This window comes from Bergeyella anatis (assembly GCF_036016955.1).
Lineage (GTDB): Bacteria > Bacteroidota > Bacteroidia > Flavobacteriales > Weeksellaceae > JAYWXI01.
In genome coordinates this window covers 18522-33189 of the sequence record NZ_JAYWXI010000002.1, presented here as the reverse complement: position 1 = coordinate 33189, position 14668 = coordinate 18522, and the positions used below count along the sequence as shown (strand labels likewise).

Genomic DNA, 14668 nt, shown 5'->3' with positions numbered 1-14668 from the left:
TTACTCTTTGATTAAGGCGTCTTTGGTTTCGTTCAGGGTTAGGGTGATGGTTTCGCCTTCTTCCATTTGTTTGTTCACTAACATTTCGGCCAAAGTATCTTCGATGTACTTTTGTATGGCTCTCTTCAATGGTCTGGCTCCAAAATCCTTGTCCCAGCCTTTTTCGGCGATGAAATTTTTAGCCTCCTCGGTGAGTTCGACTCTGTACCCTAATTTCTCCAGTCTTCCGTAGAGTTTGGAAAGTTCCAAATCGATGATTTTTCGGATGTCTTCTTGCTCTAGAGCGTTGAAGATGATAATGTCGTCGATTCGGTTCAGGAATTCGGGGGCAAAAGCTTTTTTAAGAGCGTTTTCTATGGTGGCTCTGGCTCTGGCATCGCTGCTGGATTTTTTAGCCGATGTACCGAATCCTACGCCGTCTCCGAAGTCTTTCAGATCTCGGGTTCCAATATTGGATGTCAGGATGATAATGGTGTTTCTGAAGTCGATTTTTCGGCCCAAAGAGTCGGTTACGTGCCCCTCGTCCAAAATTTGGAGAAGGATGTTGAATACGTCCGGATGCGCTTTTTCGATTTCGTCGAGCAAAACCACGGCGTACGGCTTCCGACGTACGGCTTCGGTCAGCTGGCCGCCTTCTTCGTAACCCACGTACCCCGGAGGCGCCCCGACCAATCTGGAAACCGCAAATTTTTCCATGTATTCACTCATGTCGATTCGGATAAGAGCTTCATCGGAATCGAAGAGTTCCCGAGCCATGACCTTTGCCAATTCGGTTTTACCCACGCCGGTAGTTCCTAAGAATACAAATGTACCGATCGGACGGTTGGGATCTTTCAAGCCGGCACGGTTTCTTTGGATGGCTTTCACGACTTTTTTCACGGCCTCTTCCTGACCGATGACTTTACCGTTAAGATGGTTATCCATTTGAGCCAGTTTGTCCAACTCGTTTTTGCCGACTTTGGTTACAGGGACGCCGCTCATCATGGAAACCACTTCGGCTACGTTTTCTTCGGTAACGGTTTCTTTTTTCTCTTTGGCTTCTTTATCCCATTGTTCCTGAGCCGCAGAAAGTTCCCGTTGAAGGCGCTCTTCTTCGTCTTTTAAACGGCGGGCTTCCAAGTAGTCTTGGGCTTTTACGGCTTCTTGCTTTAAGGCTTTGGTTTCTTCTATTTTCTTTTCGTGGTCCACGATTTCCGACGGCACCTTCATGTTTTTGATGTAGACGCGGGAGCCGGCTTCATCCATGGCATCAATCGCTTTATCGGGTAGGAAGCGATCGGTGATATAGCGCGAAGTGAGGTTAACGCAGGCCGCAATGGCTTCCTCGGTATAGGTGACGTTGTGGTGGTCTTCGTATTTATCCTTAATCTGATTGAGGATTTGGATGGTTTCTTCCACAGAGGTCGGTTCCACCATTACTTTTTGGAATCGCCTTTCCAAGGCGCCGTCTTTTTCGATGTACTGGCGGTATTCGTCCAAAGTCGTAGCGCCTATGCACTGGATCTCGCCCCTCGCCAAAGCGGGTTTGAACATGTTGGAGGCATCCAAACTCCCGGTAGAACTGCCTGCTCCGACAATGGTATGCAATTCGTCGATGAACAAAATGACGTCTTTGTTTTTTTCCAATTCGGTCATAATGGCTTTCATTCGCTCTTCGAATTGACCGCGGTATTTGGTGCCTGCCACCAAGCTGGCCAAATCCAAAGTGATGACCCGCTTATTATAAAGCACTCGCGAAACTTTTTTCTGATGGATTCTAAGGGCTAAACCTTCGGCAATAGCCGATTTTCCTACGCCGGGTTCTCCGATTAGAAGAGGGTTATTCTTTTTTCGTCTGGAAAGAATTTGAGAAACTCTTTCGATCTCTTTTTCTCTGCCAATCACTGGATCCAGCTTGCCATCCTTGGCAAAGGCGGTTAAGTCCCGTCCAAAATTGTCCAGTGTGGGGGTTTTGCTTCTTCCGGTACCGAGGTTTCCCGTCGGTTTTTTCATTTGGCCGTATTCCTCGCGTTCCTCATCGTCGTCGTAAGCACTCATGCGGGGAGACTCTCCGGTGTTTTTCAAAAGGGTTTGGTATTCTTTGGAGGCTCTTTCGTAGTCAATGTCGTAGGCATTGAGAATGTTGGACGTCGGATCCTCAAATTTGTACAATATCCCGAGAAGCAGGTGCACGGTGTTGATTTCGCTGCTGCGGTATTGGCGGCATTCCAACTCGGCCCGTTTTATGGCTTGATCGGCCATTTTTGTTAGGGATATTTGGGGAGCTTCCTCGGTCAAAGGATTTACGGAAGAAGCGTTGAGGGTTTCAATCTTTCTACGGATTTGGGTGAGGTCTGCACTAAGCGTCTGCAAAATATCCCTTGCGGAATTTTCCGTTTTGATGATACCCAACAAAAGGTGCTCGGTATTGAGAAATTCGCTTTTGAGTCTTTTTGCCTCGCTTTTGCTTTGCCTGAACACTTTGTTCAGACCTTGGGAAAATTTATAGTCCATACGTGTTGTTCTAAGATAAATCAAAGTTCGGAATGGCCGAGCTTTGGATAATCAAAGTTACAAATACTTTACCAAATTGTAAATAATGACTTTATGTCAGTTTTTGGGGTAGGGTTAACCATGAAAAAACTATCTTTGTGGAAAAGACAGAAAAGGCTATGGATACAGCGTTTGTGGATTACATCGGTTATGCCGCTTCGACGGTGATTATCGTGAGTTTTTTATTGAAGAACCTCCGGCATCTGAGGGTGGTTAATTTAGTGGGGTGTATTCTTTTTATTCTTTACGGTTCGTTAGGGGCTAAGGTGCTTTGGCCGGTGGTGATTCCTAATGCGGTGATATGTTTGGTGCAGGTTTATCATTTAATCAAGAGAACTTAGGGTGGCTAAAATTTTAGTTTCGGCATTCAGTAATTTGTATACGGATCAGCGGATAGAGAAGGTTTGTGCGACGCTTCATGGTCAGGGTTATGAGGTGGAACTTATAGGAAACGATTGGGGAGGTGCGGAAGCGATGCAGAGGCCGTATTCTTTTTCGAGAATTGCTTTGCGTTCCAAGTCGCTTCGGTTTGCTTATTTGGAGTTCAACTATAAACTTTATAAGGTGTTGAAACAAAAGGCGGACGGCAATACGATTCTCTTGGCGAACGATTTGGATGCGCTTTGGCCGAATGTGCGTGTGGCAAAGGAAAAAGCCATTCCGTTGGTGTTTGATAGTCATGAAATTTTCACTGAAATGCCGGCGATTAACGGTCGGTGGACGCAGAAAGTCTGGCGGTGGCTGGAAAAAAGGCTTCTGCCGGGGATGAAATACATGATGACCGAAAGTTTTAGTTATGCGGAGTGGTTTAAGGCTAAGTACGCGGTGGATCCGGTCGTGGTGCGCAATATACCAAGGCGCATTTCGGAGGCGATTTCGATTCAAGGGAATACGGCTCCGAAAGTGGTGCTTTACCAAGGGGTTATTAATCAGTCTCGGGGGCTTGCGCAGGCGATTTTGGCGATGCGTTTCGTGCCGGATGCGGTGTTTAAAATTGCGGGAGATGGTCCGATGAGAAAAACGTACGAAGCTTTGGTGGATCGCGAAGGGCTTCGGGATAAGGTGCGTTTTGTGGGGAAACTAACCCCGGAGAATCTAAGAGCATTGACTAAAACGGCAGATGTAGGACTTAGTCTTGAGGAGAACGGTGGGGTGAGTTACTTGTATTCGCTGCCCAACAAGGTGGCGGATTATATTCAGTCCAAAGTGCCGTTGGTGATGATTAATTTTCCCGAGATGCTTAGGGTTTATAAGGATTATAAAGTTGGGGAAGTGGTGACGGATCACCGTCCTGAGACCATCGCTTTGGCGATTAATAAGGTTTTGGAAAAGGGACGGGCGCATTATGCCGAGGAATTGGATCGTGCGGCGGCGGTGCTTTGTTGGGAAATGGAGGAGCCGAAGATTTTGGATCTTTTTGCCAAGGTCGAGCGGGAGAATTTTGGAGGAATTGGCAGAACCGTGTAACTTTAATTATCTTTGCGGCATGACCATTAAAGAAAAACAGCGAGCTATCGTAGAAGACTTCGAGTTTTTGGAAGACTGGGAGCAGAAGTACGAGTATATCATTGATTTGGGAAAATCTTTGGAGGGGCTTTCCGAGGCTGAAAAAAAAGATGAAAATCTCATCAAGGGCTGTCAGTCCAAGGTTTGGATTGAGGTGGAATTCAGGGATGGGCGATTGTATTTCAAGGCGGACTCCGATGGGATATTGCCTAAGGGGATTGTTGCTTTGTTGGTTTCCATTTACAGTGGGCATACGCCTCAGGAAATTCTTGATTCCGATTTTGAATTTATTTCCGAGATTGGGCTTCAGGAGTTTTTGTCTCCTTCCCGGGCGAATGGTCTGATGGCTATGACCAAGCAGATTAAGTTTTATGCCGTTGCTTTTCAAGTTAAATCGTGAGAAGGGTTTTAGCATACCGTTTTTCTGCATTTGGGGACGTGGCGATGACGGTGCCTGTCCTTAGGGTGTTTTTGGAACAAAATCCGGACGTGGAAGTGGTGATGGTGTCTCGGAAGTCGTTTTCGGGTTTGTTTGAGGGGGTGGATCGTTTGGTTTTTCACGGGGTTGATTTGAATGATTACAAAGGGCTTTTGGGGATGCGCAGGCTGTTCGGAGAATTGGCTAAAGCGTACGCGCCCGAATGTGTGGCGGATCTTCATGATGTGATACGGAGTAAAATTTTGACGTTTTGCTTTCGATGGCAGGGGTTTAAAACGTCCAAAATCAATAAAGGGAAAAAAGAGAAAAAGAAGCTTACCGATGTTTGGAATTTAGATAAAAAACAGCTGAAAACAACGGTAGAGCGTTATGCGGATGTTTTTAGAACGCTGGGGTTTTCGGTAGAGCTTTCCCACGAGCTTCGGGGAGGCAAAGCGGATAAAAAAGGGATTGGTTTTGCTCCTTTTGCCCAGCATAAGGGGAAAAGGCTTCCTTTGGAAAAATCCTATGAGCTGGCTAAGGCTTTGGCGCAGAAGGCGCCGGTTTTTTTCTTTGGTGGCGGTGCGGAGGAAACCGCGCTGCTTGAGCGTTGGGCGAGAGAAATTCCTAATACGCAGAGTTATGCGGGTAAACTGACACTGGTGGAAGAGCTGGCTAAAATAGCGGAATTGTCCGTTATGGTTTCGATGGATTCGGCTAATATGCACTTGGCGAGCTTGGTGGGAACGCGTTGTGTTTCGGTTTGGGGAGCGACGCATCCTTATGCGGGATTTTTGGGGTATGGGCAGCGTTTGGAGGACGTGGTTCAGGTTTCGGATTTGACTTGCCGCCCTTGTTCGGTTTTTGGGAATAAAGCTTGTTTTCGGGGAGATTATGCTTGTTTGAACGAATTGGATATTTCGTCTGTTTTGGCGAAAATTTAATTTGTTCTTATGTTTTGATTTTCAGTTTTTTATTTTATTGTTTTTCTTGTTCGCTGCTTTGAGGGGCGGTGTTTTTTTCTGGGATGAAAAAAAAGCTCATTTTTTTTGCTTTTATTTTGTCTTAGTAGCTTTGTTTTCAGTGATTTATTGGGGTTTTGTTCTTGCTTGCGAGGAGGATTTGGGTAGGCGGAGAGCAAGGTTGTTTTTTTTGACTTTTTTATTTTCTCCACATTAAGGGACTTTAAAGTTTGGAATCCTTATTTTTGCAGTTTCAATCGTTTAGTATGTCTGATATAATCCAGCTTTTGCCTGATCATGTTGCCAACCAAATTGCTGCGGGGGAAGTGGTGCAACGCCCGGCTTCCGTAGTGAAGGAGTTATTAGAAAATGCCATTGATGCAGGTGCGAGTAAAGTGGAACTCATTGTCCGCGAAGCAGGTAAGAACTTGATTCAGGTGGTGGATGATGGGGTTGGGATGTCCGAAGGGGATGCTCGAATGGCGTTTGAACGTCATGCAACCTCGAAAATAAGAACGACGGAGGATATCTTCCAGATTTCGTCCAAAGGGTTTCGCGGGGAGGCTTTGGCTTCCATAGCGGCCGTGGCACAGGTGGAGTTGAAAACCAAGCAGAGGGAGGCTTTGGCCGGAACCAACCTTTACATTGAAGGCGGGGCGCTTCAGTTTCAGGAGCCTATTCAGACGGCGGAGGGTTCTAATTTTTCGGTTAAAAATTTGTTCTATAATATTCCTGCGAGGCGTAAGTTTTTGAAAAATAATAATGTGGAATTTCGTCACATTTTGGATGAATTTCAAAGGGTGGCGTTGGCGCATGAACAGATTGAATTCGATTTGTTTCATAATGACGAAATTATCTTTCGTCTTCGTAAAGGGACCCAGGTTCAGCGTATTGTGGAGATTTTCGGGCGCAAATTGCAACCGATTTTGGTTCCGATTAAGGAAGATTTGGATTGGATCAAGCTTCAGGGGTATGTGGCAAAGCCCGAAGGGGCCAAGAAAACCCGCGGCGAACAGTTTTTTTTCGTTAATCAGCGGTTTTTTAAGAGTCCTTACCTTAATCGGGCGGTTCAGGAGGCGTTTGAGGGGCTTTTGGCTCCGGGGTATCTTCCGTCTTTCTTTCTGTTTTTGGAAATTGAACCCGATAAGATTGATGTAAATATCCATCCTCAGAAAACCGAGGTGAAATTTGAGGACGAGGCGCTTATTTTTGCTTTGGTTCGTTCGACCATCAAAAAAGCATTGGGGATTTATAATATTGCACCGAGTTTGGATTTTGAACGCGATCCGCAGATGGACGAGTTTTTTAGTCCGTCTCGCACGCAGGAAAGTAAACTCAACCAGTCGGAAAACTGGGGGCGAGGGTCATCGGTTTCGGTGGCGCGGGACTTTAATCCTTTTGTTGAAGAAAAAAACGTTTCGGCTTCGGCGGTGGTTAATCTTCAGGAGATGTACGAACAGTCTGGTTTGGGGACGGCCGAACCCTCGAAGATTAATCTTTTCGAGGAGGAGGCGTTCGAGGAGGATTTGATGCGGCTTCCGAACGGGTACTGGCTGTTTAACAAAGGAGATAAAACCCTGATGATCGACCCCGGCCGTATGCATCGTTTGGTTCTTGCGGAGAGCGGGAAGGACAAAAAAAGAAGCACTGAACGGCAGGCTTTGCTTTTCTCTTTGGAGTATCATCTGAATGAAATAGAAAAAAACAAGTACCGTTCCATTAAGAAATTTTTACCGGGATTGGGGTTTGAGATGACTTTGGCTCAGGATAATGTCTTGAGGATTGATGCGGTGCCCGAAGGGCTGAAAGAGACTCAGGTGATTAAGTTTTTAGAGACGGTTTTTGAGGTGTTGGATTACCGTACCGAAGAGGATTTCATGCAGTTTTACGAAGCGCAATGGAATAAACTCAAAGCTAAATCCCGTTTCGATTTTATCTACAAATACGAAGTGGAATCCCTTTTGAAGGATTTTACCCGCTTGGGCTTTCCGGCGTATCTTCCCGACGGAAAAAAATGTTTTATCGAGTTACCATTAGATGAATTGAAAAATAAATTTTAGAAAAAATGTTCAGAAACCTTACGCCTATTACCAAGAATATCATTTTGCTGAATGTTTTGGTCTATTTGGCAGCCAACTTTTTGATGAACGGTTATCTTTATCAAATTTTGTCGGCCTACTATCCTTTTTCGCCGAATTTTCATTCTTGGCAGATTTTGACGCATATGTTTATGCATGCTCCTTTGGGAAGTGGATCGGGGGTCACGCATATTCTTTTTAATATGTTCACGCTTTGGAGTTTTGGTCCTGTGTTGGAGCAGACTTTGGGGGATCGAAAATTTTTGGTACTTTACTTTGCGAGCGGGCTGGGGGCGTTTTTGCTTTTTAATCTTTGGAATATTTACGAGGTGACCACGCTTACCAATCAGCTTCAGGCTATGGGAGTGGAAGTGTCCGAAATTTTCAGAAAATCGGATTACGGGTATCGTGGGGATCTTTCCATCTCGCTGGAGTCGAAGGAAGGTGTGGCGCTTTCTCAGGCTTTGTTTAATGCGCTTCGTACGCCTATGCTTGGGGCTTCGGGGGCTATTTTTGGTGTAGTGGCGGCTTTTTCCACTTTGTTTCCGAATGCGAAGCTGATGTTTCTTTTTGTTCCTTTTCCGGTGAAGGCTAAATATATTCTTCCTTTTATTATTGCGGTTTCGCTTTATCTCGGCTTTAGCGGACAGATGTCGGGGATTGCTCATTTTGCACATATTGGAGGGGCTTTGGTAGGGTTTCTTTTGGCATTATATTGGAAGAGGAACCGATTTAGATACCGTTAAATGGCATTGTTTCGTATTGTATTGTTTGGGGTTCATCTTTTGGTGGCGTTTCTCCTTTTGGCAACGCTCCTGAATGCTTATGTGCCTCCGAGAGTTTTTGGCTACCTTAATTTGCTTTCTTTGGCGTTTCCGATTTTGTTTGCGGGGTATGTGGGGTTGTGTTTGTTTTGGATTTTCAGTTGGCGGAAACGTGCCTTTTTTTTCATTGCGCTGGGGGTGTTTTTTATGCGGCCTGTGCAGCGCTGGGTAAATTATTCGGAAGATTCCGGACGGCAGGGCAATTTGAAAATTATTACGTTTAATACTAAAAATGGAGCTTATTCTTCCGACGAAGCGGAACGACAAACACTGGCTTTTTTAGAAAAAGAGGCGGCAGACATTGTACTGTTGCAAGAGAATACGTTCGATCAGGTGGGGGCCAACGATTTGCAGTATCCTGTAGTGGGGCTTAGGACGAAGCACCGTATTCTCCACCATGAAAAACTTACGGATGATCAGACTAACGGTCATGCATTTTATGCGGATATTGATCTTGGCAGGACGGTGGTAAGGGTGGTGAATGTTTATTTGGAGCCTTACTACATGACCAAAGCCATGATTAAGCCGGAGGGAGATGCCCAAACGAATAAAACCAAAGCGGAAGCGTTGGTTGGACGTTTGGTTCCGACGTATAAGATTCATCAGGATCAAGTGCTTCGGATCCGAAGGGCGATTGAGGAATCGCCTTATCCGGTAATTTTGGGTGGCGATTTCAACTCGGTGCCGAATTCATGGGAGTATTACCATTTGGGCAAAGGGTTGAAGGATGCTTTTCAAGCCGTCGGGAACGGAAGTGGGACTTCGTTTCACGATTATAAGATTCCGCTTAGGATTGATTATCTTTTTGCCTCCGAAGCCATTTGTCCGGTATCTTATAAGGTGGATCGAACGGTTACCAGTTCGGATCATTATCCTGTGATTGCTACGTTTACTTTAGAAAAATAATGCGATGAAAAGAAATGGATGGATTTTGGCATGGGGGCTGTTTTTGTTGGTGTCCTGCCAAAAAGAAAAACCGGAAGCGGTTAGGACTTCCGGTGAGGGTGAAATTTCACAATTGCCTTACGATACTGCGGCGGTCGATTCTTTTGCTCCGGGGGCGACGCCTCGCAACGTTCTTTTTGGACGTTCTGAAGCGATTGTTTCGGATTCCTCTGTAGGGCGTAGAGAAACGACTTCGGTTCCGAAAACGGCCACAGGGAAGAAGGACAGCCTAAGGCGTTGAGGTATTATCGGGCTTCCCACTCCACTACGGCGCGGACAAATGCTTCTGCATTTTCCACCGGAACGTTAGGAAGAATACCGTGGCCTAAATTAACGATATAACGGTCTTTACCGAAGCGGTCAATCATCTCGTGAACCATGGTTCGGATGGTGGAGGGATCGGAATGCAATCTTGCGGGGTCGAAGTTGCCTTGAAGTGTGATTTTATTTTGGGTGAATTTTCTGGCATTTTCCGGGGTAATGGTCCAGTCCACTCCCAAAGCCGAAACATTGGATTGAGCCATTTCTTCCAAGGCGAACCAGCATCCTTTTCCGAAAACCACAACGTGGGTCATTGGCGAGAGGGCTTCGACAATTTGGCGGATGTATTGCCATGAAAAGGTTTGATAGTCGGAGGGCGACAACATTCCGCCCCAAGAATCAAAAATCTGTACGGCGGAGACGCCTTTTTCGACTTTGCGTTTAAGGTAGGCAATGGTGGTGTCCGTTATTTTTTGGAGCAGCAGGTGAGCGGCTTCGGGCTTTTGAAAACAGAAAGATTTCGCAATATCGAAGGCTTTACTGCCTTTGCCTTCCACGCAGTAGCAGAGAATGGTCCAAGGCGATCCGGCAAAGCCAATCAAGGGAACGGTGTTTTCCAATTTTTCCAATGTCATTTCAATTGCATCGAAAACGTATCCCAAAGTATCGTTCACGTCGGGTACCGGAACTTCGAGAACTTGCTCAAGGGTTCGTAGAGGCTGCTCCAGCCAAGGGCCTACGCTTTCTTTCATCTTAAAATCGATGCCCATAGCCTGTGGAACCACCAAAATATCCGAAAATAAAATGGCAGCATCCAATGGGAAGCGGCGGAGAGGTTGAACCGTGATCTCGGAAGCCAGTTCAGGGGTTTGGCAACGGGTGAAAAAATCGTATTTGTGACGAAGTTCCATGAACTCGGGAAGGTATCTTCCGGCTTGGCGCATCATCCATACCGGCGGGCGGTTTACGGTTTCTCCACGAAGGGCTCTAAGATATAAATCGTTTTTTATCATAATATTTGGGCCTTTTCGGCGTATTTATTTGAGATGTTTAAGGATGGTTTTTAATAAATCTTCCAAATTGCTTTCGCTACTGCTGTAGACTTTGGTTTTGGTGTGTTTTTTTATTTCTTTTTCGGTGGTTTGTCCGATGGAAAAAAGAAGTTTGTTTTCCAGCGAATTGTTTTTGAGGTAGCTTCTCACTCCGCTGGGGCTGAAAAAGACGACGGCGTCGTACGAATCCTTGATTTCGGGATAGAGAAGGATGGTTTCGTAGACGGGAATTTTTTTATAGCTTATGTTTTGCAGGGGAAGGGCTTTGTCTAGTACGTCCAAGGCCAAATTGCCGCAAAAATGGAGGAACCGTTCGCCCTGACTGTTTTTTAGGATAAATTCGGCAAGATCCCGAGCGTGCTTTTTTACTTTGTAAGTGCCGTAGCCGTACTTTCGGACTTCTTTTTTGGTTTTTTTTCCCACGCAATAGATGCGGTTGTAGTTTTTTTCGGTAAAGACCTCGCAAGGGGTGAATCCGTTTTTAAAGAAAGACTCGACGCCTTTGACACTGGTAAAGATAATGGATTTGTCTTTTAGATGAAAGGGCTCTATATCGATTCTGCGGGTCTTAATTACATCCACCAAATCGTAAATAATCGGCTGCCCTAAGGCTTCGGCCAAGAGTTTTTTGTCTAAGTTTTTTTTGGTGAAAAGAATCCGCACGATGACTTTTTACAGTTTTTGCTTGATTTCTTCCATGATGAGGTGCCCTCCGTCGGTCAGCATTTTGCGGGCTATCGTTTTTCCTGCGGACGCATGGTCTTTACTTTCTACGATCTGTTCGATTTCGAGGCAGCGCTTGCCGTCTAAACTACACAATCGCCCCAAAAACCGGATTTTTCCGTTGTCGATAGTTTCAGCGTAGGCGCCTATCGGAGCGGTACATCCGCCTTCCAGTGTGTTGAGAAAATCCCTTTCCAAGGTTACGCATTGTTCGGTGGGAAGGTGGTTGATTTGGGAGAGGATGGCGTTGATTTCTTTATGGTCTTCATGACCAGCAACGACAACAACGCCCTGTGCTGGTGCTGGGAGCATTTGGGGGAGTTCCTCGTACTCAATGTCCAGGTGGAGACGCTCGATGGCGGCTTGGGAAAAAAGCGTGGCGTCGGCCAGTCCTTCGCTTATTTTTCGCAGTCGGGTCTGGACGTTTCCCCGAATGTCTGTAAATGTCGTTTGCGGGAACTGTTTGCTCCAAAATGCGCGGCGTCTTAGGCTGCTGGTTGCAATCGTAAGTTGATCTAAAGGTTTGTCTTTTGCGTTAGAGCTTCGGACGAGAATGTCTTTGGGGTAATCCCTTTGGAGAAATGCGACGAGTCTCAGTTTTTCGGGCATCAGGGTAGGGACGTCTTTCAAAGAATGCACGGCAATGTCGATTTCGCCATTTAGAAGGGCGAGGTCCAAATCGCGGGTGAAAACGCCGGTGATGCCCATGGCATAGAGCGGAAGATCCAGCTGTTTATCTCCGGAGGAGACAATGGGAGTGATTTCCGTTTTATAGTTGAGGTTTTGCAGATGTCTTGCGACTTCTCTGGCCTGCCATAAAGCGAGAGGCGAGTTTCTGGTGCCGATTTTAATGCTTCTCATTAAATTCTTTGTTTGGAAGTTCAACTAAAATTTCATGCATTAGCTTGCTTATTTCATCGGCTTTCCAAGGATGATCAATGATGTATTTGGCAAACCGGTTGGTGATTTTTTGGATGAGTTTGTCGGAAAGTTCCATGTCGTCGACTTGGATGTACCGGTGTTTTTTGTGGATATTGTGCATTTCGTTGCGCTCCATTTTTTTCAACGTAGCCTTGAAATGGTGAATATTGGGGGCTAATTTCCGTTTCTTTTCCCATTCGGAAAAATCTTTGGACATTTCCTTGATGATGCGTTCGGCTTTGGGAATTTCTTTTCTTCGTTCGGCCATGGTTTCGCTGATGTGCTTGGAAAGCATATCCACATCCACGAGTTCTATCAGCGGTTGGTCGAGGGTAATGGCCTTATCCACGTTGTTGGGGATGGATAGGTCGATGACCAAAATTTCCTTTCCGGGAGGGAAGTGTTCTTTTCGGACAATGGGGGTGGAGGCTCCGGTAGCCACAATTAGGATGTCCGTATGGGCCAACTCAGCCTGGAAGTCTTCAAAGGGAATATGCGGAATTTGATATTTTTCAGCGATTTTTTCGGCGGCCTCGGCAGTTCGGTTGGCTATTTTTACTTTGGGTTGATAGATGTGCTTCACCAAATTTTCCACGGTGTTTTGGCCGATTTCGCCTACTCCCAAAAGCAAGATGTTTTTCTCGGAGAGTTGTTTGCTCCGGTTCAGGATGTATTGCACAGCGGCATAGGATACCGAGGCGGCACCGTTGGATATTCCTGTTTCGGTTTTTATTTTTTTGGAAATCTGTATGGCGGAGTTAATGGCTCGCTCCAAATAAGGGTTAGAATTTTTCTTTTCTCTCTTAAATCGGCTGTAAGCGTTTTTAATCTGCCCGATGATTTCGAAGTCGCCCAAAATTTGACTTTCCAACCCTGCGGCAACCCTGAATAAATGGTTCAGAGCATCCTCTCTTTTCAGAATATTGGCGTATTGCATGAAGTCCATTAGGCTGACGCCGACGGTTTTACAGAATTGTTCTGCGATGAGGAGGTAGTTGGGCGTAGTGGTGTAGATTTCCGTACGATTGCAGGTGGAAACGACAAAAGCATCGCCTAAATTTTCCTCATGAATTTGGTTGACAAAACTCTTGATATGCTCATCGAAGAAAGCGAATTTGCCGCGAGTTTGGGCATCGGCTTTTTCGTAGCTGATACTCAAAACGGCAAAATTGGCTGTCTGGTGTATGTTGGAATTTTGAGGCATATTCGAATGCAAATTTACTATTTTTAAAATTAATTTTTATGACGTTTGTCATCGGTTTTGTGAGCGGGTGTTTTTGGGGATGTGTTGCGGAGGTAAGGTGATGGAAAGCATTATTTTTAATAAAATTTTAACCAAATAATTTGTGTCGTGGTTTTTACCCGTAGGGGTATTTTTATATCTTTGTACATTGTAAAAAATAGAGTTAAAACATGGGTTTATTTGATATGTTCACGCAGGAGATTGCGATTGACCTCGGAACAGCCAATACATTGATTATACATAATAATAAGATTGTGATAGACCAGCCTTCCATCGTGGCTATTGAACGCACTTCGGGCAAGCCGATTGCGGTGGGGGAGCAGGCGAAACATATGCAGGGGAAAACCCATGAGGATATCCGTACCATTCGTCCTTTGAAGGATGGGGTGATTGCGGATTTTCATGCTTCGGAACACATGATTAAAGAGTTTATCAAGCAAATCCCGGGGATTAAGGGCAAGCTGATTCAGCCTGCTTTGAGAATCGTAATTTGCATCCCTTCGGGAATTACCGAAGTGGAAAAAAGAGCAGTACGGGATTCGGCTCAAAAAGTAAACGCTAAGGAAGTGCGTCTTATTTACGAACCGATGGCGGCGGCAATCGGGGTTGGGATTGACGTGCAAAAGCCTGAAGGAAACATGATTATCGATATTGGTGGCGGTACGACGGAAATTGCGGTGGTTGCTTTGGGAGGTATTGTTTGCGATAAATCGGTTAAGATTGCGGGCGATGTCTTTACCAATGATATTGCCTATTATCTGCGTACGCATCATAACCTTTATATTGGAGAGCGAACTGCAGAACGTGTGAAAATTGAAGTTGGATCGGCGGTGGAAGAATTGGATGTGGATATTGAGGATATTCCGGTTCAGGGTCGTGATTTGATTACGGGTAAGCCGAAGGAAATCATGGTGGGGTACAAGGAGATAGCCCGTGCTTTGGATAAATCAATTATCCGTATTGAGGATGCGGTAATGGAGACTTTGTCTCTTACGCCACCGGAATTGGCGGCAGATATTTACAAGACAGGGATTTACCTTGCCGGCGGAGGGGCTTTGCTTCGTGGTTTGGCGGATCGTCTTCACAAGAAAACGGGGCTTCCGGTCTTTGTGGCCGAAGATCCTTTGAGAGCGGTGGTTCGTGGTACGGGTATCGCTTTGAAAAATATGGATAAGTTCAATTTCCTGATTAAGTAAGGGGATT

At 45.6% G+C, this 14668-nt stretch carries 15 protein-coding genes; 9 read left to right on the top strand and 6 right to left on the bottom strand.

Annotation, left to right across the window (positions count from 1 at the left end; translation table 11 throughout):
- A complete protein-coding gene (locus VQ048_RS01725; protein WP_327609957.1) occupies positions 1–2493 on the bottom strand; it encodes an ATP-dependent Clp protease ATP-binding subunit in 2493 nt (830 codons plus the stop codon).
- A gap of 137 nt (positions 2494–2630) precedes the next feature.
- Here VQ048_RS01725 and VQ048_RS01720 point away from each other — a divergent pair, with 137 nt between their 5' ends.
- Genes VQ048_RS01720 through VQ048_RS01705 form a run of 4 tightly spaced genes read left to right on the top strand, consistent with a single transcriptional unit; the run spans position 2631 to position 5400 of the window.
- On the top strand, positions 2631–2873 hold the full coding sequence (locus tag VQ048_RS01720; RefSeq protein WP_327609956.1) for a uroporphyrinogen decarboxylase: 243 nt from the start codon (positions 2631–2633) through the stop codon (positions 2871–2873).
- A gap of 1 nt (position 2874) precedes the next feature.
- The gene (locus tag VQ048_RS01715; protein ID WP_327609955.1) at positions 2875–3999 is read left to right on the top strand and encodes a glycosyltransferase; all 1125 of its coding nucleotides are present in this window, start codon (positions 2875–2877) and stop codon (positions 3997–3999) included.
- Positions 4000–4018: 19 nt separating this feature from the next.
- The gene (locus tag VQ048_RS01710) at positions 4019–4438 is read left to right on the top strand and encodes a SufE family protein (protein ID WP_327609954.1); all 420 of its coding nucleotides are present in this window, start codon (positions 4019–4021) and stop codon (positions 4436–4438) included.
- 44 nt (positions 4439–4482) lie between these two features.
- Entirely contained in the window at positions 4483–5400 is a 918-nt protein-coding gene (locus VQ048_RS01705; protein ID WP_327610146.1) for a glycosyltransferase family 9 protein, read from the top strand.
- A 29-nt stretch (positions 5401–5429) separates the two neighbouring features.
- On the opposite strand, the gene VQ048_RS01700 is transcribed toward VQ048_RS01705, so the two are convergent.
- Positions 5430–5630: a hypothetical protein gene (locus VQ048_RS01700; protein WP_327609953.1), complete on the bottom strand. Its 201-nt coding sequence runs from the start codon at positions 5628–5630 to the stop codon at positions 5430–5432.
- Positions 5631–5684: 54 nt separating this feature from the next.
- Between VQ048_RS01700 and mutL the strand changes: the two genes are divergently transcribed.
- From mutL to VQ048_RS01680, 4 genes are read left to right on the top strand one after another with little or no spacing between them, the layout of a single operon-like run.
- Positions 5685–7478: a DNA mismatch repair endonuclease MutL gene (gene mutL, locus VQ048_RS01695; RefSeq protein WP_327609952.1), complete on the top strand. Its 1794-nt coding sequence runs from the start codon at positions 5685–5687 to the stop codon at positions 7476–7478.
- A gap of 5 nt (positions 7479–7483) precedes the next feature.
- Positions 7484–8242, top strand: coding sequence for a rhomboid family intramembrane serine protease (locus VQ048_RS01690; RefSeq protein ID WP_327609951.1), 759 nt, complete (start codon positions 7484–7486; stop codon positions 8240–8242).
- Entirely contained in the window at positions 8243–9226 is a 984-nt protein-coding gene (locus VQ048_RS01685) for an endonuclease/exonuclease/phosphatase family protein (RefSeq protein ID WP_327609950.1), read from the top strand. It abuts the gene before it with no gap.
- Positions 9227–9230: 4 nt separating this feature from the next.
- Positions 9231–9506 carry a hypothetical protein gene (locus VQ048_RS01680; RefSeq protein ID WP_327609949.1) on the top strand — a complete coding sequence of 92 codons (276 nt, stop codon included), beginning with the start codon at positions 9231–9233 and terminating at the stop codon, positions 9504–9506.
- A gap of 4 nt (positions 9507–9510) precedes the next feature.
- Here VQ048_RS01680 and hemE read toward each other — a convergent pair whose 3' ends face one another.
- Genes hemE through hemA form a run of 4 tightly spaced genes read right to left on the bottom strand, consistent with a single transcriptional unit; the run spans position 9511 to position 13426 of the window.
- Positions 9511–10539 (bottom strand): uroporphyrinogen decarboxylase, encoded by a 1029-nt coding sequence (gene hemE, locus VQ048_RS01675; RefSeq protein WP_327609948.1) that lies wholly within the window; start codon positions 10537–10539, stop codon positions 9511–9513.
- Positions 10540–10563: 24 nt separating this feature from the next.
- Positions 10564–11241, bottom strand: coding sequence for a uroporphyrinogen-III synthase (locus VQ048_RS01670; protein WP_327609947.1), 678 nt, complete (start codon positions 11239–11241; stop codon positions 10564–10566).
- Between the two features lie 9 nt (positions 11242–11250).
- The gene (gene hemC, locus VQ048_RS01665; protein ID WP_327609946.1) at positions 11251–12162 is read right to left on the bottom strand and encodes a hydroxymethylbilane synthase; all 912 of its coding nucleotides are present in this window, start codon (positions 12160–12162) and stop codon (positions 11251–11253) included.
- A complete protein-coding gene (hemA, locus tag VQ048_RS01660) occupies positions 12149–13426 on the bottom strand; it encodes a glutamyl-tRNA reductase (RefSeq protein WP_327609945.1) in 1278 nt (425 codons plus the stop codon). Before hemA ends, hemC begins: the two co-directional genes overlap by 14 nt.
- Before the next feature lie 209 nt (positions 13427–13635).
- Here hemA and VQ048_RS01655 point away from each other — a divergent pair, with 209 nt between their 5' ends.
- Positions 13636–14661 carry a rod shape-determining protein gene (locus VQ048_RS01655; RefSeq protein WP_327609944.1) on the top strand — a complete coding sequence of 342 codons (1026 nt, stop codon included), beginning with the start codon at positions 13636–13638 and terminating at the stop codon, positions 14659–14661.
- Positions 14662–14668: the final 7 nt, after the last annotated feature.

What these genes read in the sequence shown, in the direction of transcription:
- VQ048_RS01725 (WP_327609957.1), bottom strand. Translation starts at nt 2,493, where the DNA reads ATGGACTATAAATTTTCCCAAGGTCTGAACAAAGTGTTCAGGCAAAGC.
- VQ048_RS01710 (WP_327609954.1), top strand. Translation starts at nt 4,019, where the DNA reads ATGACCATTAAAGAAAAACAGCGAGCTATCGTAGAAGACTTCGAGTTT.
- VQ048_RS01705 (WP_327610146.1), top strand. Translation starts at nt 4,483, where the DNA reads ATGACGGTGCCTGTCCTTAGGGTGTTTTTGGAACAAAATCCGGACGTG.
- mutL (WP_327609952.1), top strand. Translation starts at nt 5,685, where the DNA reads ATGTCTGATATAATCCAGCTTTTGCCTGATCATGTTGCCAACCAAATT.
- VQ048_RS01690 (WP_327609951.1), top strand. Translation starts at nt 7,484, where the DNA reads ATGTTCAGAAACCTTACGCCTATTACCAAGAATATCATTTTGCTGAAT.
- VQ048_RS01685 (WP_327609950.1), top strand. Translation starts at nt 8,243, where the DNA reads ATGGCATTGTTTCGTATTGTATTGTTTGGGGTTCATCTTTTGGTGGCG.
- VQ048_RS01680 (WP_327609949.1), top strand. Translation starts at nt 9,231, where the DNA reads ATGAAAAGAAATGGATGGATTTTGGCATGGGGGCTGTTTTTGTTGGTG.
- hemE (WP_327609948.1), bottom strand. Translation starts at nt 10,539, where the DNA reads ATGATAAAAAACGATTTATATCTTAGAGCCCTTCGTGGAGAAACCGTA.
- hemC (WP_327609946.1), bottom strand. Translation starts at nt 12,162, where the DNA reads ATGAGAAGCATTAAAATCGGCACCAGAAACTCGCCTCTCGCTTTATGG.
- hemA (WP_327609945.1), bottom strand. Translation starts at nt 13,426, where the DNA reads ATGCCTCAAAATTCCAACATACACCAGACAGCCAATTTTGCCGTTTTG.
- VQ048_RS01655 (WP_327609944.1), top strand. Translation starts at nt 13,636, where the DNA reads ATGGGTTTATTTGATATGTTCACGCAGGAGATTGCGATTGACCTCGGA.